This window comes from Ktedonobacter racemifer DSM 44963 (assembly GCF_000178855.1).
GTDB classification, from domain to species: domain Bacteria; phylum Chloroflexota; class Ktedonobacteria; order Ktedonobacterales; family Ktedonobacteraceae; genus Ktedonobacter; species Ktedonobacter racemifer.
The window spans coordinates 2161781-2180783 of sequence record NZ_ADVG01000002.1 but is presented as its reverse complement, the minus strand read 5'-3'; the positions used below and the strand labels follow the sequence as shown (position 1 = coordinate 2180783).

Below are 19003 nucleotides of genomic sequence, written 5' to 3'. Positions count from 1 at the left end.
TAAATACTCCACTGCCACATATCAACACAGCAAAAACAGCAAAAAAAGAGAGGAGTGAGGCGAGAGCTGGGCCCCAGTAGTGCTTCGCTCCTTAAGAAAAGGCTTTGAAAATATGGCACAAAGTACGCAAGCTATAGTACGCTGCACTGAAATAAACGTTCCAGGTACAGATTTTTCACATCCACTTAACGCGTATAGGAACATTTGGGCACAGATATATAACTAAAAGATGTGAGTAAAAATAAAAACTGCTTCTATGTGTTATTATTCCGGGTTACGAGTGTGATGTGCCCTGGCTGCTGAAGGCAGCCAGGGCACATCACACTCGTAACCCGGAATTTTGATTTACTGGCGCAGGTCTGCTCCAAACTCCTCGTGGAGACCGCGAATGATGCGCTCCTGGGCCTCATTTGCCTCGGTATCTTTGAGTGTTCTCTCCTGAGATTGATAGACCAGGGTATAGGTGAGGTTCTTCTTGCCTGCTGGGATAGGATCACCCGTGTACAGGTCGAAGAGCGTCACGGCGCGCAAGAGTTCACCACCGAGGCGCTGAATGGCGTCTTGCATATGTTGCGCAGGTACCTGCTCATCAACGATGAGGGCCAGGTCGCGCGTCAGCTCCTGGTGGCGCGAGATGGGCGCGTAGGTAATACGCGCTGGAACCGCGTTGTAGAGTTGCTCCAGGTCGATTTCGCACAGGTAGGCACGCTGTGGTAGATCATAGTGCTGCTGCACCAGCGGGTGAACCTCGCCAAGGACACCCACCGGGCTGAAGACCTCTGTTCTTCCGTCCGCTGTCTGGCGCGGCAGCTCAAGTAGAGCACAGCGTCCAGGATGGAAGGTGGGATGCTGCGTTGGCGTGAAGCGATAGCGCCCAATCTTCAAGCCCGCGAGCAGCGTTTCAATGGTCCCCTTGAGATCATAGAAGTCTGCCGGGCGCGCCAGCTCTGGAATCCAGGTAATCTCCGCGGGTCCACTGAGCGCGATACCCACTGCACGGCGCTCGTCTGGTTGCTGCGAGGCTGAGGCACCAGGCAGGTAGCGCCGCCCGATCTCGAAGAAGCGCAGGCCTGCTTTATTACGTTTGCTATTCTCCTGAACCGTCTCCAGCAGGCTGCTCATCAGCGTCAGGCGCATGCACTCCATATCGCTGCTGAGCGAGTTGGCCAACACGACCGCGGGAATTGAGTGTGGATCGAAGGTCGCCACAGCCTGCGTGCCATTGCTCTTTACGGGCGCCTGCTCACCTGCGCCATTCGTCGCGCGTGGCGCCTGGAGCAGGTAGCGTACTGACTCCTCGTCGGCGTTGGAGAGCAGTTTGGCCATGCGTGCGCGGCTGGTGAGCGAATAGGTGATCGTCTCATTGAGATTGGCATTGACCAGGAGCGTGCGCAGCTCCTGCTCGCGTGCGAACCAGGTATCCTCCAGGCGCTCGGGCAGGGGGCCAATCGGAATGGTGCTGGGAATCTTGTTGTAGCCAATGAGGCGAATAACCTCCTCAACCAGGTCAGCGCTCTCCTCAATATCATTGCGGTGCGTGGGAACGCTCACGCGCATGCCATCGCCCTGTTCATCGAATTGCACGCCGAAGCCCAGCGCGCTTAAGGTCGTCTCAACCTCGGAATGAGTGACCTTCATCGAGGTCAGCCACTCGATATCGGCGAGTGAGAAGCGCAGAGTGCGCGGCTCGACTGGGACTGGATACTGATCCGCGATGCCGGGATTGATGGTCGCGCTCGCCAGCTCCACGAGCAGTTGGCAGGCCCGGTTCGCGCCCAGAGTGGTCAGGCTTGGATCGATGCCCTTCTCAAAGCGGCTAGAGGCATCGGTGCGCAGGCCAAGTTTAGTTGAGGTGCGGCGCACGCTGGACCCCAGGAAATTAGCTGACTCTAGCAGTATCGTCTGCGTCGCGTCATTGACCTCACTCTTCGCTCCACCCATGACGCCCGCGATGGCTGTGGGACCCTGGGGATCGGTGATGAGCAGCATCTCTGATGTCAGCTTGCGTTCAACGTCATCGAGGGTCTTAAGCTTCTCGCCTTCCTGGGCGCGGCGTACGATGATGTGATGCTCTGGAACCAGGTCATAGTCGAAGGCATGAAGCGGCTGCCCCAACTCTAGCATGACATAGTTTGTAATATCAACCACGTTACTGATCGGGCGCATGCCAGCGGCGAGCAGGCGGCGTCCCATCCAGCTGGGAGAAGGACCCAGCTTGACATTGCTGATGATGCGCGCGCTATAGCGAGGGCAGCGCTTTTCGTCTTCTACCGTAATGCGTACTAGGTCCGAAGCAGGTGTGCCCTGCTCCGCGAAATGTGGCTGAGGCATCCGCAACGGCTGATTGGTCAGGGCCGCGACCTCGCGGGCGATACCGATAATCGATGAGAGGTCGCCGCGATGGGCCTTGATGGAGAACTCTAGCACGACCTCGCCCAGCAGGTCGGAGAGCTTCAGGCCCAGCGGAGTGTCCTCGTCGAGGATATAGATGCCGTTGTGATCGTTGCCCATTCCCAATTCGCGCGGAGAACAGAGCATGCCCTGAGAGACATAGCCCATTTTCTTCGTCTCGCGGATTTCCAGGTCGCCAACCTGTGCGCCCGCCAGCGCCAGGGGAACTTTATCGCCCAGTTTGATATTGGGTGCGCCACAGATGACGTTCAGCTCCTGCGTGCCGGTGTTTACGCGTGTATAGTTCAGGTGGTCGGAGGTCTCCACTTTCTCCAGGTGGATAATCTGGGCGGTAATGATTTTATCGCCCCACTCCTTGCCAATATAATCAATCGTCTCGACCTCGAGTCCGGCCATAGTCAGTGTATGTGCCAGTTCCTCGGGAGACATGGTGATGTCAACGTAGTCCTTGAGCCAACTTAAAGGTACTCGCATGTAGATGGAACTCCTTGTCTGGTTTCGAATGCTGCTGGATCTTATTCCGAAGCCCAACGTCACTTGCGTGGCTAGCGCTTCCCCCATTCGGAGACCACCTGAAGGTGGCACGGCAAGCGCGCTCAGGGTTTTCGGAGAAGAAGTGCGCTAGAACTGGCGCAAGAAGCGCAGGTCATTGCCGGAGAAGAGGCGAATATCATTGACGTTGTACTGGAGCATAGCGATACGCTCCACGCCCATGCCGAAGGCAAAGCCGCGATATTTCGCGGGATCATAGCCCACCTCACGCAGCACCTTTGGATGCACCATGCCGGAACCAAGGATCTCCAGCCAGCCGGTATATTTACAGACACGACAGCCCGTGCCATTGCAGGAGGCGCAGCTAATGTCGACCTCGGCACTGGGCTCGGTGAAGGGGAAGTAGCTGCCACGGAAGCGCAGGCGCCGCTCAGGACCGAACATCTCATGCGCGAAGCGCTCAAGGACACCCTTGAGATCGGCCATGGTGCAGTGCTCATCGATCAGCAGACCCTCGATCTGGTGGAACATGGCCTCATGCGAGACATCAATATTCTCGTTGCGGTAGACCTTACCAGGTACAAGGACACGCACGGGCGGCTGTTGCTGCTTCATCGTGCGAATCTGCATCGGCGAGGTCTGGGTACGCAGCAGAATCTCGCCGGGCGAGACCCAGAAGGTATCCTGCATATCGCGGGCCGGGTGATCCTCAGGGACGTTAAGTGCCTGGAAATTATAATAATCGGTCTCGATCTCCGGACCCTGTACGATCTGGAAGCCCATCTTCATGAAGATAGCGCTCACGTCCTGGATGGTACGCGAGAGGGGATGCATATGCCCTGCGGGCAGTGCGCGCCCGGGGAGTGTCACATCGATGCGCTCCTGCTCCAGCGTTTGCAGCATCTCGCGCTGTTTGAGCTCTTCGCGCTTGGCCTTTAATTCCTGCTCAAGGGTCGACTTGACGGCATTGATCTTCTGCCCAACCACGGGGCGCTCCTCTTTCGAGAGCTTGGGCATCACGGCAGAGAGATTTTTAAGTTCGCCGCGGTTGCGACCCAGGTATCGAGTATCCCACTCATCAAGCTGGGCAGAGGTGGTAATGCTCGCCAGTTCTGCGATGGCCTGCTCACGTAACTGGTCCAGCTGTGTGAGTAAGTCCTCAAGTTGTCCAATCATAGTGGTAAAGTTCCTCCAAAAAAACAAAAAACCGACATTCGTCAACAGGGACGAAGTTGTCGGCAAAATTCTGCACGTTCGCGCTAGAATAGCAAGCTCCGCGGTACCACCCGTTTTGAATTATGATCGCCAGGCACAGCACCTGGAAGATAACTGTGCGCCACCATAAATCCACTCGGTTTGTCCTGTAACGGGGACCTCCGGGGCTATCTACTTACACCTGCCGGATTATGAAGGCAGGGTTTCAACAGCCAGCTCTGGGGTGAACTTCGGTGTAGGTCTTCTGCGAAAGGGCTTCCAGTCGGTGACCCCTTCTCCCTGTGCATACTCGCTACACGTACTCTCCCCATCATCGCCTTTTTTACACTTTTCAACTCATGTAATAGTGTATCAGATTTAGGCTGGAAAGTCTAGACTTTTGCATAGCCTAATAACCTAATAGCCCAGCAGTGCCTGCAACTCCTTCTCACTCTGTTTACTAAGAGGAATCATCGTCTCTTGTGCGTCATTCAATAGGAGGGTATAGCTGTTGCGCGTAAATTGGATGACTGCCTTGATATGTTGCAGGTTGACAAGGTAGGCGCGATGAGCCTTGAAGAAGCCACGCCCCAGGAGGCGTTGCTCCAGCTCTTGCAGCGTCAAATTGGTGGTGGCCTCCTCGCTAGTCGTGCGCAGATAAATCTTGCTATCACGGCTGGTGGCGTAGAGAATCTCACCGGGATCAAAGAGGATAACACGGTCCTCCTTGCGCGCCGGGACCTTGTAGGGGACAAGACGCTCTGGAACAGCTGAGCCTTCCTCGGCAACCTCTGAGGATGCGCTGGGCGCTGGTGCCTCATTGCGGCGACAGTCAATAACGCGTCCGCCTCCTAACTCCACAATATGTGTGCAGAACTTGCCTGCCCAGGAGAGGTCCTCGCACGTGAGCAGAACAGCCGCACCTTCCTGGGCTTTCTGCTTCAGCAGGCGCGCGAAAAGATTTTGAGCCTCCAGGTCGGTACGCAGCGTCGGATGGTCGAGGAGCAGAAAGCCCGGATTTCCCATTAGCAAACGCGCGAAAGCCACGCGACGCCGGGCTGAGGGCGTGAGCTTGGCGACGCTTTTGCGCGCCTGGTCGCTCAGTTCAACCTGAGTTAATACGTGCTCAGTACTCTCTTTGGGGAGATGGTGCAGGTTGCGGTACAGGTTCAAATTATCGTAGACCGAGAGACGCTCATAGAGCAGATCCTCCTCGAAGAGGGCGGCGATCCGTAGGCGTACCTGTGCGTTGCGGTAGATATCTACTCCCTCCAGTTCCACGCGGCCACCGCTGGGGGGAAGCACGCCAGCCAGTGTGCGTAAGAGCAGCGTTTTCCCACTGCCAACGGGACCCGCAACAGCATAGATATCTCCCCCTTCAATTTGAAGATCTTCGATATCGAGCGCATGATGGTTATCTAACATCTTGTGTAGACGGTGTACACGTATGAGCATCGTCTCTTCCCTCGCCAGGTGCTTGTTATGAGGTCTTTAACGGTTGGAGCGGAATATCGCCGCTGCTATTGTAGCACAGCCGTTTGTTCCACCCAACCGTTTCTCTGCTCCACTCAGCGTTTTTGTCGCTCATTCAGAGGCAGAATTGCTCCTGTTAGCAGCAAATATACTCCACTGGACCAGAATTTATAGCGCGAGCATTTTTGGCATGTTACAGTTTTGACAGATCAAGTTCGCGAGGCGAACACGAGAACATGCAAGCTTTGAAGAGTGAGAGATAGAAGATTATGGATACAAGAGATATCATGATAGAGGCGCGTGAGCTGAGCCGTACCTTTGGCAAGAAGCAGGTGGTGGATGGAGTGAGTTTAAGTGCGCGCCGGGGTGAGATCTTTGGTCTGCTAGGTCCTAATGGCGCGGGTAAAACCACGACGATACGGATGCTAACGGGGCAGATTGAGCCGAGCGGTGGCTCGGCGCGCGTGGCGGGTTATGATGTTGTTCACCAGCGTCGCGAATTGAAGCAGGTTATAGGTGTCGTCTTTGAGGAGCAGAATCTCTACGAACGCCTTTCGGCACGCCTGAATTTAGAGGTCTCCTGCTGGCTGTACGACTTGCCCAAAACGCGTGTCAATGAGGTCCTGGACCTGGTCAGGCTACGCGACCGGGCCAAAGACCCCGTACGTACCTTCTCTAATGGTATGAAGCAGCGGGTGATGATCGCGCGGGCCTTGCTGCATCGTCCACGCGTCCTCTTTCTGGACGAACCAAGCCGTGGACTGGACCCTATCACGGCGCGCGAGGTACGCCAGGCGGTACGCGATCTCTGCCAGGAGGGGATGACGATCCTCATGACGACGCACCTGATGGAGGAGGCCGACCAGCTCTGTCACCGCGTGGCTTTTATCAATAACGGGCATATCGTGGCCAATGATACACCTCGTAACCTGAAACTGGCGCACGGTGAACCCACGCTAACGGTCACCCTGTCTCAAACAGGCCAGGATGAACAATCGCTTCAAGAGCAGGAACTCTCTCTTAATAACTCAACCGATCAGGCGCAGCTGGAGGCGTGGATGCGCGAGGGACTCGTGCGGGCCATCCACTCCAATGAAGCCTCGCTGGAAGACGTTTTTATCCAGATCGCTGGCGTACGCCCAGCCTAAGACTCAAGAAAAGCGGTGATATATATGAAGCTACGTTCGACGCTGGCCATCGCGCGAAAGGATGCGCTTGATATTATCCTTAATAAAACGACGCTTTTTACCCTGCTCACGCCGTTCTTTATCGCGTTGCTCTACGCCCTGTTTTTAGTGGTATTTGGCCAGCATAATACAGAGATCCTGGTCTATAACCCCGGCAACTCGCAGGTGGAGCGAGCCGTCAGCAGCTACTTCAATAAAGCCAAAGTCACGCATGTCAACTCCTCGCAGGAGGTGACAGCGGCCTTTGGTCCAGATGGAAGCCACAAAGACTCACCGTATGCCGCCGGCCTCATCATTCCTGACAACTTTGAGCAGCAGATTGTGCAAGGCCAGAAGCCGGAAGTGACGCTCTATATGAACAACGACCAGGGAGCGGGAAGCCAGGAGCGAGGCGCGCTCGCCAGCATCATTACCGCCTATGCGACTACACTTAAAGACCCCCATCCACTCGATCTGAAAATGGCCATGATCAACCCACCTAAATCAGAGATCGCCGTGGAGGATATATTACAATCCATGTTTGGCGCGCTTGGCCTGCTCATGTCGTTTATCACAGGCATCTCTGTTGTCTCTTCCCTGCTGGTGGAAGAAAAGGAGAAGAAGACGCTGCGTATGCTCATGGTCTCTCCAGCCACCTTTACGGATGTCATTATGGCGAAGCTCCTGGTGGGCCTGGGGTACCAGCTCCTGCTCTCCATTGTCGTTGCCTTGACGCTGCAAACGCTGACTGGCAACGTTCCCCTCCTGCTGGTCTTTATTCTCCTGGGTTCATGCCTGGCGCTCTCTGTCGGGCTCCTCGCGGGCTGCATCTTCCAGACAAATAATGCCGTGGGTGTCTTTAACGGCGTCGGCTCAATGTTCTTTTTTGTTCCCGGCTTCTTCGCGGGAGGGATTATGGGCAGCCTGTTACAGAATACGCCCGCAACCCAGGTCATGAAATTTGTCCCCACATATTACCTGAGCGACGGCATCTTTAAAGCCCTGAACAATCAAGGCTGGAACGCCTCCATCCTCCTGGATGCCGGCATTCTCCTGGGGAGTATTGCCGCCCTCTTCGTCCTCGCAGCCTGGCTCCTCCGCAGGCAGGCCAGCGTTGTCGCCTTAATCTAAGCAAGAGATTCTAGAGGACCTACAAACCCGCCTCAGGTAATGTATCCGATGACAGGCTGTCGGCAACGCCGGCAGCCTGTCATCGGATACATTACCCCTTTTGAGCGCTGCAGGCGCGAAAAGACCATCCAGGAATCAACTTTGACGCTACCAGGAAAAAATCGCCAAAAGGGGTTGACGAACTACAAATCCTTCTGCTATAATTATGGCGTTCCAAGAAAACGGGGTGTAGCGCAGCCCGGTAGCGCACTTCAATGGGGTTGAAGTGGTCGGAGGTTCAAATCCTCTCACCCCGACTAAGGTAAAGAAGAGAAGCCAGCTTACAAGTTGGCTTCTCTTCTTTTGTTATGCTAACCTCCAAAAAGCTCTAGTTACGGCAGGCTCTAATTGAGAGCAAAACTGAGAGCAAAACACGAGGTAGCCAGATTTATCGTTCTTTTTCTCAGCATGAGGGCATTTCCTAACCCAGAAACCTTTCCAGGCATGAGCTAAAGCACATTTAGGGTCAGCTTATCCTGCTCTGCCAATTCAGGCGTTCATTCTCTATGAAATATGTCAGATATGAGGACAGCAGAGGCCATGAAAAAACAAATTGAGGAAACACTGCAATGCTTGATTGGTCAATCCTTTTGGGGATCTGGACGGGTGGCCAATCTTCTCACCTTTCAGTTCGGCCCACGCCAGGTGAGAACCGATCATCATGGAAAATCGCATCAAGTCGGAACCTATGCACTGCATGTGCAATGTGCCTGGCGTCTCACCAAAGCACAACGTATACTCGCTGCTTCGGGAGATCTCGGCTGGGAGCCGAAAGAGGTAAACGAAGAAACAAGGAATTATGAAGGGGAAGGATATTCATGGCCGAAAAACAACAGGGGGACTCGCCTTGATGAGCAACTCGTCAGCTTCTTTCGGCAATGCGAGCAAACTCCTCTCTTCGTCCAGGCTATTCAAGCTGATGATCTCGGAGGTTTGACCATTGAATTGAGTTCTCAGCACCTCCTCACTGTGTTTCCCGATGACTCTTTTGATGAGGAATATTGGCGTTTCTTTCAAGTTGGAGTGAATCTGCCACATTTTGTCGTCATCGGCCAGGGTATCGATGATCAGGAGGAATAACAGTTTTTGGGTATTAGGAAATGCTCTCATCATCCTTAAGTTACTTGATCCCACATCTTATATTGATGGTTATAGTCCTTTCGTTCATCATCTAGGGAGGGATGGTACATGGCAGAAGAGAGAGAAATATACTACTTAGAACGCGACTTGCTTCTTGAGATAAACAGGCTTTTAGGATACAATGCTCTCATTCGAGATATCAATTTACTTGAAAGTGCGATAAACGCACCTCAACAAGTTGCTTACTATGAAGGCGTGGATATTGTAACGCAAGCTGCCATACTGATAGAGCGGATCGTACTCAATCACCCATTTGTTGATGGCAACAAACGCACAGCGCTTATAGCCGGGTCAACTTTTCTCCTTGTGAACAACCTAAAAATCGTCTATGCTAATGAAGAAGAGGAGTTGATCTACGCAAAGGAAATTGAATGGCTTGTCGTAAGTAAGGATAGAGAGCGTTTTTTACAATGGTTGAGGGCACATATTCAACCACATTATGACTAAGGAGGTGGGTGTTATGAAGGAGAAGGACGTAAAAAGCAAAAAGAACAGCAGGAAACCGAAACCTGCAATGCCAGTCCAAAAAGCCATTGAGATTTCCATGAAACAGTTTGCTAAAGAACTTGAGTACCTCAAAGACCGCTAACGCTTTAGCAGCCTGCTCTATACACAGAACAACCATTTTCGACATCCGGTAGCCGAAAATGGTTGTTTCGCGTGTGGAAAGAAAAATTTTTGCTTGTAACAAAGCAGGTAAGAGGAAAACGAAATTTATCCGGGCTTCTCGTCCTCTTGGTCATCCTCCCTGAACACCTCATTCCAGGTCTCGATAACTTCTTGCTGCATCGATGGAAGCAAGTGAGAGTACGTTCTTAACGTGATAGAGATGTCGCTATGCCCTAACAGCTCCTGTATGACCTTGATATTCACACCCATACACAGCAAAATGGACGCCGCACTATGCCGCAAATCGTGAAAATGAATGGGAGGTAGCCCAGCCTCAGCTAATATTTTCCTGAACTTTTCCCCCATGTGCGCAGGGTGCAGGTAGCCGCCTTTCAGATTTGGGAAGACCAGATCACGATCCTGCCAATCCTTGGCAGATTTACGCGCATCCTGTTGTAGAGTGCGATGCTGTTTCAACATATCGACCAGAAAGGATGGAAGACTTATCACCCGGCGACCGGCGACGGTTTTGGGTTGACCTTCAACATACCCGTGACCAGCGATGAAGTCAACCGAATGAAGCACTAGTAGACGACTACGCTCAAAATCAATGTCAGGCCAGCGTAGAGCTAGCAATTCACCACGACGCATACCCGTTACAACTGCCGTTACCAGCAGCACCTCTAAACGATGCTTCTTCACACGATCCACAAACCAGCGTGCCTGCTCCACCGAGAGCGGCACGACTTCACGGCTTACTATGCGGGGAGGTGTTACAAGATCGCAGACATTTTTTGGAGCTAAGCCCCAGCGTACTGCGTTCTCCAAAGCCACATGCAAGACTCCGTGTATGTTATTTATGAGCTTTGAGGAAAGTCCTTCGTTGAGTTTCTTGGAGTAGAAGGTTTGGACGTGTTGAGGTGTGAGCTTTTGTAGCCATATATCGCCCAGGTCAGCAATCACATACTTAATCAACTTCTTATAGTTAACATAGGTCCCAACGCGAAGCCTGCCTTTGTGGACATTCTCTAACCAGTCCTCAAGGTACTCACCTAGCCTTCTTCTTGTTCCCGTCGCCAAGATCCCCATTTCTAGCTCTCTTAGAGCCTCATTTTTCTTCTTGATAGCCTCTTGCTTAGTCTTAAAGTAGAACTTCTTACGCTTGCCAGTCGCTATAGTCACCTCAGCCACCCAGCGCTCACGGCTCTCTACATAGTACACTGATCCTTCATTATGACCACGCCGCTTATCGTTTGCCATAGGCCACCTCCTTATGCTAACAGCCTCTCACGCTCTTTTAACCAACCATTTAACGAATCTGGATGGACTTTCCTCATTCTCCCAACCAGCATTGAAGGCAAACCATGCTTGTAAATGAGGGTGTACACTGTCTGCCTACATACTCCTAGCTGAATAGCAACATCAGCGACACTTAAAAGCACAGGTTGTACAGTCGAAACTTTTTTATGTCCTGCCATAAGCCACCTCCCTTTCAGAACAGCTATCCACCAAAACGATATGCTAACCAGCCAGGCGCAGCATTTTACGGTGGTAGTCCCACACGCTCAATACCCGGCGACAGAACGGACGACCTTCTGCTATTGCCTCTTGTAACACCTTCCTTTCTAGTTCTCGATAGACCCCACGCACGGCTAGACGCGCCTCCCTTGCAATCTGCGCCGCTATCTCTCGCTTGTGTTCCTGGTAGGCTTCCTCGTCCTCCTGGCTCACTTCGTCTAGTTGCTGGGCGACCTCTGCATATCGACGCCGCTTGTACTCTTCCATATCGATCACCTCCTCTAACTCACGCTCAATCAAGGCCCAGCCGGACCCCTCCTCTTGCGTTTGCTCCTCAGAAGCGATCACAGGTGCGTCATCTTCCCCCTGTACCTCATGCTCTACCCCTGCAAACAGACGCTTACGCATGTCTGCCACCGACTCAGGGAAAAATTGACGTGAGTAACAAATACGGTGCGCCTTACTCGCCACGCGCTCAGTCACGGCCTCCTTTTCAAGATGTGCCATGCCATCCTCACCGCGCACCAGCACCTCACGCTCACGCTTGACTTCCTTGGTCCCCTGCTCACCCACCGAGAGCGCTTTCATGAGGTACTTGGTCACATACCCAATCGCTTTCACGTTGCGTATCTTCTCGATCCAGCCGTAGCGCTGAAAGCGCAGCTCCTCATCCTCTTGCATGGCCTGGGCCACCTCCTCATCAGAGTACCCATAGTCCCGCTTGAGCATCTCCGCCTCGGTTCGCAAGCCATAAAAATACCTCAGCCTACACAAGCGAGGCCAAAGAAACAAAATAATTAGATACTACAAAATTGCAATTGCGAGAAGCGCATGAATCTGCTCTAAAAACCGTTTACTCGTTCCATGTTCCCTAGAAGAAGAAATTAAAGTGATCGAAAGTTAGGCTAATTTCTAAGAATGGAAGACGCGATGGATGACAAACAAATAAGTTGGAAAGATAACATTTTAAAAAGCAGTTTACCATTAGAGCAGCTTGTATCAGAAGTATTAGAGCATAACGATTTATATACGGCAGGAGCATACTCTTATATAAGACCTAACGATCATAATATAGATACTGAGTTCTCAGTTGATGTATTTGCACACCAAGATTTCAGCTCTTCAAGGGCACAAAAAATGGGTCGTTCGAATTTCCTTGTCGAATGCAAATACAGGTAGTGACTCTTGAGAGAAGTGGTAAAATAGAGGTCAGGAGGACTGACCATGACAGCAACCCCATCTCTGCCAGCATGTGTATAGCTTTCCGTCATCGTCTCCCCAACCACGTAGTCTCATCGAAGCCGCTCAGAGAAGAGGAGCAACAGATGCGAAAATGAGACGCCCCTGCTCATGAAAAGCGGAAAAAGGAGGGGATGGTCGAGGTTGAGAGGGAGTGGAAGTGGGCGGAAAGGGAGTGGAAGTAGATGGAAGTGGTGCGAAAGAGATGCTGCTGGACACACAGCCCCAACCGTACAGCCGCAGAGCTGAACAGATCGGAAACGTCTCCATGGTGTTCGTCGGCCAAGCTCGGCTTCACCAGAGAGCCAGTTGCTGGAGATGCCGTTGGCTGGCTGAGAGACGACGCTCCTCGGCCAACGCTTCCTGCACCATCAGGGCGAAATAGTCCTCCAGCGGCATCGGTTGCCCTTGCAGGTGCTTGATGGGCACCATTTTGAGCAGCGTGCTTCCATGCCAGACGGCAAAGGTCCGTTCACTTGCCACGACCTGTAAGGCCACGTACTGGCCCGCGACCTGTTGACCCACATAGTAGGGGACCAGATTCACGTTCACACAGCCATCTGCTCCGACCTTTCGCACAAAGATTTGCCCCTCAAGGGTTCGCAGCCAAGCATCGGGGTCCACCATTTGCGGAAGTGGGGGCAATGGCGGTAGGGTTGGGAAGGCGACCCGTGGAGGAACGTTGCGACAAGCGCGCCCCTGGTGGGGGCGTTCCCAATTGTAATGCTGCATGAAGGTCTCGGTGACCTCTCGAACCTCTTGCAGGGTGCCTGGACACTGGATCTGGAGGCATTCCTGAGCATACGTCCGATGATACCTTTCAACAAAGGCATTTTTGTCTGGGCGATGAGGTGGACAGACGTTGGGGTGGATCCCCAAACAGAGCAACAAGCGGCGGAGGGCCGAAGGAAAATCGCGTCCACTGCTGCTTCCGACCCACCTGGGATCGCGGTCAAAGGTCATCATCGGCGGTCGGCCATATGCTCGCAAGAAACCGATCACTGCCTGCATAGCCGTTTGCGCATGGAAATCTTCCCGTGCGTGAGCACCCAGAAGGACTGAGGTCCCCACATCCAGAAAGTGACAGACCTCCACGATATGTTGCCGCTTGCCTTCCTGGCTTTCACTGCTTGGAACAGTACTCACATCCTTAAAATCCATCTGGATCTCTTCGAGAGGCTCCCTTGGCTTCAGAGGCTGCTTCTTGGGCTTGGGGCGCTCCAGAATACAGCCGTGTTTGTGCAACATCTTCCACACTGTGCGAGTCGAGCGCGGCAAGGGCACCTGCAAGGCTTGCAGCTCGGCATCACGCGCTAAGTAGTACAGCGGGGCGCGAGGTCCCGGAACCCGCTTGAGGTTCTCCGGGGGTGAGAGGCGCATCTCGACGATGCGCTCCTCCACGCGTGGGTCCCATGAGGGGTAGGGGGCAGAATGAGCGCGTGAGCGAGATATGAGCACCTGCACATCATGCGCCTCGGCCTCTCGCAAGCGTTTGCGCCATTTCTTCACCCAACTGATTGAACGACCCACCACCTGGGCGTATTGCTGCTGCGTCCAGAGAGGATAGCGGGTCAGGAGGTCTCGCAAGAGAGCGCGATCGCGCATCCATTCTTCTTCCATACTTCCATTCCTCCACCAAAGGCGTGTCGAAACCGTCTTCTCCTGGATTCTACTCCATGCTCCACGCCTTGGTTTCCCCTCCTGGCTGAGATGGACACGAAGTCGCGACCTCGCTCGGGAGACGATGACGGAAAGCTATACAGCATGCCCCAATCCTGCGTGTGCGCAGCCACACGTCATTCGCAATGGCAGTAGCAAAGGACGACAGCGCTATCAGTGTCGTGGATGCGGCCGCTTCTTTGGCGAAACGGAAGGCACACCGATGTATGGTCTGCATACGCCAGTAGCCGAGGTGGCTCAAGCGCTCCTGGTCGTGATGCGCCGAGGAAGTCTGCGGGCGGCGGAAGAGATTACAGGCCACAAGTACGAGACGATTGGCCAATGGCTGCGGCGAGCATGCGAGCATGCGGAGGCCTTGACGAATATCTTCACACAGGATCTGCACCTCTCAACGGTCGAAATCGACGAGTTTTGGTCTTTCGTGCGCAAAAAAACGGAGCCCCCGACGAAGCTGATGCCGGTGAACGCTGGGGATGCCTCGTCCAAGATCGCCCCAGCCGCTTCATCGCCGCCTGTGCCACAGGACGCATCGGCGACGATCTCGTCGAGCGAGCGGTCACCCTCACCGTAGCACGCACGCAGGGCCATCCGTTGAACTGGTGCAGCGATGGCTGGCGGGGCTATGCCGCGATTCTCAAACGAGCCTATCGCCAGCCGCTGCGCGCCGGGCAGCGCGGACGTCCCCCCACTGGTGATGCCCCCATACGTGCGTTTGACGCAGACCATCAAGCATCGTGATGAGCATGGGAAACTGCTCTCCGTTGAGATCCGTGCCGCCTTGGGCGAGGTGATCACCCAACCCGGAACCGTCCATATTGAGCGGGTCAACGGCATGCTCCGCGATCGGCTCAATGCCCTCACCCGCAAGACCCATGCCTTTGCCAAACGGGACGCTACCTGGGATGCCCTGGTCCACCTGCAGCTTTTTGAACACAATTGGATACGCCCTCATCGCGTATTACGTCTCCCAATGCCTGCGCAGTCGCGACGCTATCAGCCACGCACTCCTGCCATGGCCTTGGGACTCACCGACCATCCCTGGTCCTGGATCGCGTTCTTGACTACTTCTCTCTACACCACTCCTAAATAGAGTCACTACCCTATTTTTAAAATCAAAGATAAACAAAAATATTCATTAGACCAACCTAGTTGGGACCATCTTATGCCTTTATGCACAAGAGGAATTGAACTACATAGTAAAACTTTTGATCCTAACTCTATTACACGAGGGATTAATCAGCTGCTTTATGGCTTACCTAATTTAGTCCTACAAGAAACGTCTATAATGCCAAACCTAGAACGAAGGGAAGAAGCTGATATATCTTACTTTACCTTACTTTTGGTAACTACTTCTGATTTATACGTGCTAAAACCTTTAACAGAAATCGAGGTTTTTCAGAACGCTAAAGAATTGGAAGAAGTTTCTTTTAAGACCAACTGCCTTTCAGTAATTGCAGAAAGAAGCCCTTTAATGTACCAATACTGTATAAGGCTTGTAAAGGATTCTCTAAAAAACAAACGCAATAGCAGGATTGATATCGAAGAAGCAAGCTTATTAGCCGATCAACTCATACCAAGAACAATTCAAATTTTTGTTACTAACATAACGAATCTAGAGAATATGCTTTCTTCTATCAAGTTTACGGCACTTAGTGACTTTAGAAAAGAATGTAAATTAACAATATTATGACAAACAATCTGATACATGAAACTAATACCTGACATCCATTTTGACATCTTAGAAGTTAGACTCTTCTAAATTCGACTCGTCACGAATGGACAAAAATAAAACGTCCTTCCGCCTAGTAAGCCAATAGGATCGCACCAGAAGGGCGCCTAGTATCTCGGGTCGTGGACTTCAACTCTCCCCCAACAAGTCGTTTCGATATAACATAACAGAAGAAGGCGAGCCGACCAGGTCCGTTCCGTGTAGCAACACGGAACTGGCTCGGGTCGCCTTTTTGTGTTCTCTCTGGCTAAAAGATGAAGAACATGTTACGCGATTTGCCGAAACGAAGCGCTAAACCGTAAAGAAACGGCTTTTCTTGTCTTACTAGTTGCCGCCATTGCCACCATTGCCACCATTGCCACCATTGCCACCATTGCCGCCATAGCCACCATAGCCACCGTAGCCACCGTAGCCGCCATTGCCACCGTAGCCACCGTAGCCACCGTAGCCACCGTAGCCACCGTAGCCGCCATTGCCACCGTAGCCACCGTAGCCGCCATTGCCACCGTAGCCACCATAGCCACCATAGCCGCCATTGCCACCGTAGCCACCGTAGCCACCATAGCCGCCATTGCCACCGTAGCCACCGTAGCCACCGTAGCCGCCATTGCCACCGTAGCCATTGCCACCACCATGACCATGACCATGACCCCAGCCCCATCTTCGACCACAGCCACCTGTGCCATTGACCAGTTCTAGTTCTGTATCGCTTAGTTCGGCTTCGCCAGCAGGGTTGGTTAGCAATGTTGTTTGTACATCTTCAATGGAATGCTGGTCAAACGTATCCTCTTTCCAGACCTGTACAATGTCATATTTCATACTTGCAGTCCTTTCTTTGTAGGACGAGAGCCGATTGTGGCGATTGCATATGTCTCCTTATTGATAAGCAGATGTCTTTCTCTCATCTATCGCCAGCATAGAAGAGGTATACCTCAAAGATATGCAAACTCATCAATATTGGGTGGTTTTTAGTGGTTGAGCGTCGCTTGTGCATATAAGTCGCTTATGCGTATAATAAGAGAGACTATAGTGCTGGATAGGTATTGACTCAGATAGACTTTATCCAAATAAACCAAATTGTTTAGATGCTCGCCTTTTCAAGAATTCGTTGCCAACCTAGAGCGAGAGGAAGGTCCTCTCGTTCCAATGCCAAAAAAAGGGAATACTAAAAAAATCCCTACCATAGAACAGGTCTAAACCCCCTCGATAAGACAGTTTCTCATCCCATGTTACTCAAACAACTATCAACAGCAAGCCATAAAATCTTGTAAGTTCATACACCTGGTACAATAAGTACAGCGTTTAGTACAGCTACACCCACCAACCTACACAAGAAAACACCAACACCTACAAATAAACTATCGAGATTTTAAGCACCAGGAGGACAGCTACCAACACCTACAAATAACCTGACTAGAATCTCTCCATCGGCACCAATGGCAAGCCATGCAGTATAAATTCTGACATCCATTTTGACATCTTAGAGGTTGGGATCATATACATTTGATTCACCACGAATGGACAAAAATAAAATGTCCTTCCGCTTAACAAGCCGATGGAACCGCATCAGAAGAGCGTCTAGTTTCTCGTGTCGTGGAATTCAACTCTCCCTCTTCGCCGCTCAGTCTTCTCAGAAGAGTTCTTTCCCAGCTCCTAAAGTACTTCTTGTGTTACATCTTGTATTTGCGCACGTCCTTCTAACAGAGAGAATGCCATCGCTGTATAAGAGATGGAATAGCTCTCTCTGATGTCTCCGCTCCCCATGTCCGTCTTGTGGGAACACGACCCACAGGAATTTATTATTTGGATTTATTATAAGGAGGAGCTATATGTTTATCGCTGGACTCGGTGCCTTATTCTTTGGTCTTACTATTGGCTGGATCGCATACCGGACTCTGCGACTGAGAGCAAGCGTCGCCTCGCTCTCAGACTTCTTTGCTATCCTGGGGGTGATTGGCGGGGCAGCAGTTATCGCCTTGTTCAAGAGTGATGTGCTATTCGGCCTGTATTCCCTTGGTCTCGTCATTGGCTTTTTTGCATACTTTGCTGTTGGCCTGAACCTGAATGGGAAACAGGAGGTGCAGCCCTGGCGGATCGAGCAGATCCCCTCGACTCCTACATCCGATGCCCCCTCAAATGCGAATCCCACAGATGTAGGGAATGTAAAGGCATCACCGGAGGTCCCCTCGACTCCTACATCCGATGCCCTCTCAAATGCGAATCCCACAGATGTAGGGAATGTAAAGGCATCATCGAGGAGATCAAAGACCTCAAATACGAAACCTGCAGATGCCGGGAGTGCAAGCTAAGGGACTTTGATGAGCCCTGTCTCCTTCCATCCCATGGATCGCGCTCTTTTTGCCGAAGCCTTTGGCAAGGGACAACGAAAGTTGTTTCATGGCAGCACATTCTCTGATGGAAAACATAGAAGAGCTTGTGCAAGGGAGGTTTCGCACCAGTAAGCAGCATGCGAATGTAGAAAGGACGTGAACCTTTTGTGACGCATCTAGATTGAGATAAGGTCAGATGACCCTGCCAAACTGAAGTGAGTTGAAAACAGTAGGGGAGCGGCTTCGTTCTCAATGGGTTGTCAGTGCAAACTGGATCGATTCCATTCCAGCCGCGTCAATTCGAAAAGGTTCATGTCCTAGGCTTTATCGGCAAATGTCACTGAGAGTCGTTTTGCTCAGCTATACGAGCTCGATTCCATTGTTGCTCTTGCCACCGCTGCAAACCGCAACCAATATTAGATGAGAATTTCTTGGAATAATTGGAAAGGTAAACATTTCTCATCACGATCTTGAGAGCAAAACTGAGAGCAAAACCGCTCAACACACATCTTAAAAGTTAGACAAGAATGGGCAAAAATAGCTCTCCCTCAGCTCAGAAGCGTTGTCGATGGAGCATCGAAGCCATGCCAAAAAGCCATCATGGGAGGTTCAAATCCTCTCACCCCGACTAAGGTAAAGGCGAGGAGTCGTTTATAAAACGGCTCCTCGCCTTGTTTTATCTATACCTCACTTTGTCTTTTGACTTGCGCATATCCTGCAAATGTAGCAACGGTGTAGCAACGCGCTATTTTTACCCTCATGATCTGGCGTAAGTATGAAGGCATTTGAAATACAATAGGACATCTTCATAGGGTGGAGTAACTTTCAGGGCGCTAACGAGCTCCCACCCT

General features: G+C 52.0%; 18 protein-coding genes and 1 tRNA gene. 11 read left to right on the top strand and 8 right to left on the bottom strand.

What is annotated here, in order from left to right:
• Positions 1-345: 345 nt before the first annotated feature.
• The 3 genes from pheT to KRAC_RS25680 form a co-directional block, all read right to left on the bottom strand.
• On the bottom strand, positions 346-2886 hold the full coding sequence (gene pheT / locus KRAC_RS62485; RefSeq protein WP_007912229.1) for a phenylalanine--tRNA ligase subunit beta: 2541 nt from the start codon (positions 2884-2886) through the stop codon (positions 346-348).
• Positions 2887-3033: 147 nt separating this feature from the next.
• The gene (pheS, locus tag KRAC_RS25685) at positions 3034-4080 is read right to left on the bottom strand and encodes a phenylalanine--tRNA ligase subunit alpha (RefSeq protein WP_007912227.1); all 1047 of its coding nucleotides are present in this window, start codon (positions 4078-4080) and stop codon (positions 3034-3036) included.
• Between the two features lie 435 nt (positions 4081-4515).
• Positions 4516-5553, bottom strand: a complete 1038-nt coding sequence (locus KRAC_RS25680; RefSeq protein ID WP_007912221.1) for an ATP-binding cassette domain-containing protein — start codon at positions 5551-5553, stop codon at positions 4516-4518.
• A 287-nt stretch (positions 5554-5840) separates the two neighbouring features.
• On the opposite strand from KRAC_RS25680, the gene KRAC_RS25675 reads away from it, so the two are divergent.
• The 6 genes from KRAC_RS25675 (at position 5841) to KRAC_RS78430 (ending at position 9636) form a co-directional block, all read left to right on the top strand.
• Positions 5841-6719 (top strand): ABC transporter ATP-binding protein, encoded by an 879-nt coding sequence (locus tag KRAC_RS25675; protein WP_007912220.1) that lies wholly within the window; start codon positions 5841-5843, stop codon positions 6717-6719.
• Positions 6720-6743: 24 nt separating this feature from the next.
• Positions 6744-7868 carry an ABC transporter permease gene (locus KRAC_RS25670; protein WP_007912214.1) on the top strand — a complete coding sequence of 375 codons (1125 nt, stop codon included), beginning with the start codon at positions 6744-6746 and terminating at the stop codon, positions 7866-7868.
• 222 nt (positions 7869-8090) lie between these two features.
• Positions 8091-8164: transfer RNA gene (locus KRAC_RS25665), tRNA-Pro, on the top strand.
• A 283-nt stretch (positions 8165-8447) separates the two neighbouring features.
• Positions 8448-8987: a hypothetical protein gene (locus tag KRAC_RS25660; protein WP_007912212.1), complete on the top strand. Its 540-nt coding sequence runs from the start codon at positions 8448-8450 to the stop codon at positions 8985-8987.
• A 108-nt stretch (positions 8988-9095) separates the two neighbouring features.
• A complete protein-coding gene (locus tag KRAC_RS25655) occupies positions 9096-9494 on the top strand; it encodes a type II toxin-antitoxin system death-on-curing family toxin (protein WP_007912208.1) in 399 nt (132 codons plus the stop codon).
• A 13-nt stretch (positions 9495-9507) separates the two neighbouring features.
• Positions 9508-9636 carry a hypothetical protein gene (locus tag KRAC_RS78430; RefSeq protein WP_007912206.1) on the top strand — a complete coding sequence of 43 codons (129 nt, stop codon included), beginning with the start codon at positions 9508-9510 and terminating at the stop codon, positions 9634-9636.
• Positions 9637-9761: 125 nt separating this feature from the next.
• Here KRAC_RS78430 and KRAC_RS25650 read toward each other — a convergent pair whose 3' ends face one another.
• From KRAC_RS25650 to KRAC_RS25645, 3 genes are read right to left on the bottom strand one after another with little or no spacing between them, the layout of a single operon-like run.
• Positions 9762-10916 carry a tyrosine-type recombinase/integrase gene (locus tag KRAC_RS25650; protein ID WP_007912204.1) on the bottom strand — a complete coding sequence of 385 codons (1155 nt, stop codon included), beginning with the start codon at positions 10914-10916 and terminating at the stop codon, positions 9762-9764.
• An 11-nt stretch (positions 10917-10927) separates the two neighbouring features.
• Positions 10928-11134, bottom strand: coding sequence for a helix-turn-helix domain-containing protein (locus KRAC_RS79695; protein ID WP_007912200.1), 207 nt, complete (start codon positions 11132-11134; stop codon positions 10928-10930).
• Positions 11135-11177: 43 nt separating this feature from the next.
• Positions 11178-11855 carry a hypothetical protein gene (locus KRAC_RS25645; protein WP_211221318.1) on the bottom strand — a complete coding sequence of 226 codons (678 nt, stop codon included), beginning with the start codon at positions 11853-11855 and terminating at the stop codon, positions 11178-11180.
• A 249-nt stretch (positions 11856-12104) separates the two neighbouring features.
• On the opposite strand from KRAC_RS25645, the gene KRAC_RS71645 reads away from it, so the two are divergent.
• The gene (locus tag KRAC_RS71645; protein ID WP_157507054.1) at positions 12105-12353 is read left to right on the top strand and encodes a hypothetical protein; all 249 of its coding nucleotides are present in this window, start codon (positions 12105-12107) and stop codon (positions 12351-12353) included.
• A 354-nt stretch (positions 12354-12707) separates the two neighbouring features.
• Here the strand turns inward: KRAC_RS71645 and KRAC_RS25640 are convergent, their stop codons facing one another.
• Entirely contained in the window at positions 12708-14033 is a 1326-nt protein-coding gene (locus KRAC_RS25640; protein ID WP_007912196.1) for an integrase core domain-containing protein, read from the bottom strand.
• A gap of 124 nt (positions 14034-14157) precedes the next feature.
• Between KRAC_RS25640 and KRAC_RS25635 the strand changes: the two genes are divergently transcribed.
• The 3 genes from KRAC_RS25635 to KRAC_RS25625 all read left to right on the top strand — a co-directional run bounded on the left by KRAC_RS25635 (position 14158) and on the right by KRAC_RS25625 (position 15783).
• Positions 14158-14664: an IS1/IS1595 family N-terminal zinc-binding domain-containing protein gene (locus KRAC_RS25635; RefSeq protein WP_007912194.1), complete on the top strand. Its 507-nt coding sequence runs from the start codon at positions 14158-14160 to the stop codon at positions 14662-14664.
• Between the two features lie 51 nt (positions 14665-14715).
• The gene (locus tag KRAC_RS25630) at positions 14716-15183 is read left to right on the top strand and encodes a hypothetical protein (RefSeq protein WP_244422244.1); all 468 of its coding nucleotides are present in this window, start codon (positions 14716-14718) and stop codon (positions 15181-15183) included.
• A 195-nt stretch (positions 15184-15378) separates the two neighbouring features.
• Positions 15379-15783, top strand: a complete 405-nt coding sequence (locus tag KRAC_RS25625; protein ID WP_040444153.1) for a hypothetical protein — start codon at positions 15379-15381, stop codon at positions 15781-15783.
• Positions 15784-16146: 363 nt separating this feature from the next.
• On the opposite strand, the gene KRAC_RS71640 is transcribed toward KRAC_RS25625, so the two are convergent.
• The gene (locus KRAC_RS71640) at positions 16147-16641 is read right to left on the bottom strand and encodes a mersacidin/lichenicidin family type 2 lantibiotic (protein WP_075164350.1); all 495 of its coding nucleotides are present in this window, start codon (positions 16639-16641) and stop codon (positions 16147-16149) included.
• Between the two features lie 1010 nt (positions 16642-17651).
• On the opposite strand from KRAC_RS71640, the gene KRAC_RS62480 reads away from it, so the two are divergent.
• A complete protein-coding gene (locus tag KRAC_RS62480; protein WP_007912189.1) occupies positions 17652-18131 on the top strand; it encodes a hypothetical protein in 480 nt (159 codons plus the stop codon).
• Positions 18132-19003 lie beyond the last annotated feature (872 nt).

Bases quoted from the DNA above. Each gene is read 5' to 3' on its own strand.
- pheT (WP_007912229.1), bottom strand. From the start codon at position 2,886: ATGCGAGTACCTTTAAGTTGGCTCAAGGACTACGTTGACATCACCATG.
- pheS (WP_007912227.1), bottom strand. From the start codon at position 4,080: ATGATTGGACAACTTGAGGACTTACTCACACAGCTGGACCAGTTACGT.
- KRAC_RS25680 (WP_007912221.1), bottom strand. From the start codon at position 5,553: ATGCTCATACGTGTACACCGTCTACACAAGATGTTAGATAACCATCAT.
- KRAC_RS25675 (WP_007912220.1), top strand. From the start codon at position 5,841: ATGGATACAAGAGATATCATGATAGAGGCGCGTGAGCTGAGCCGTACC.
- KRAC_RS25670 (WP_007912214.1), top strand. From the start codon at position 6,744: ATGAAGCTACGTTCGACGCTGGCCATCGCGCGAAAGGATGCGCTTGAT.
- KRAC_RS25660 (WP_007912212.1), top strand. From the start codon at position 8,448: ATGAAAAAACAAATTGAGGAAACACTGCAATGCTTGATTGGTCAATCC.
- KRAC_RS25655 (WP_007912208.1), top strand. From the start codon at position 9,096: ATGGCAGAAGAGAGAGAAATATACTACTTAGAACGCGACTTGCTTCTT.
- KRAC_RS78430 (WP_007912206.1), top strand. From the start codon at position 9,508: ATGAAGGAGAAGGACGTAAAAAGCAAAAAGAACAGCAGGAAACCGAAA.
- KRAC_RS25650 (WP_007912204.1), bottom strand. From the start codon at position 10,916: ATGGCAAACGATAAGCGGCGTGGTCATAATGAAGGATCAGTGTACTAT.
- KRAC_RS79695 (WP_007912200.1), bottom strand. From the start codon at position 11,134: ATGGCAGGACATAAAAAAGTTTCGACTGTACAACCTGTGCTTTTAAGT.
- KRAC_RS25645 (WP_211221318.1), bottom strand. From the start codon at position 11,855: ATGCAAGAGGATGAGGAGCTGCGCTTTCAGCGCTACGGCTGGATCGAG.
- KRAC_RS71645 (WP_157507054.1), top strand. From the start codon at position 12,105: ATGGATGACAAACAAATAAGTTGGAAAGATAACATTTTAAAAAGCAGT.
- KRAC_RS25640 (WP_007912196.1), bottom strand. From the start codon at position 14,033: ATGGAAGAAGAATGGATGCGCGATCGCGCTCTCTTGCGAGACCTCCTG.
- KRAC_RS25635 (WP_007912194.1), top strand. From the start codon at position 14,158: ATGACGGAAAGCTATACAGCATGCCCCAATCCTGCGTGTGCGCAGCCA.
- KRAC_RS25630 (WP_244422244.1), top strand. From the start codon at position 14,716: ATGCCGCGATTCTCAAACGAGCCTATCGCCAGCCGCTGCGCGCCGGGC.
- KRAC_RS25625 (WP_040444153.1), top strand. From the start codon at position 15,379: ATGCCAAACCTAGAACGAAGGGAAGAAGCTGATATATCTTACTTTACC.
- KRAC_RS71640 (WP_075164350.1), bottom strand. From the start codon at position 16,641: ATGAAATATGACATTGTACAGGTCTGGAAAGAGGATACGTTTGACCAG.
- KRAC_RS62480 (WP_007912189.1), top strand. From the start codon at position 17,652: ATGTTTATCGCTGGACTCGGTGCCTTATTCTTTGGTCTTACTATTGGC.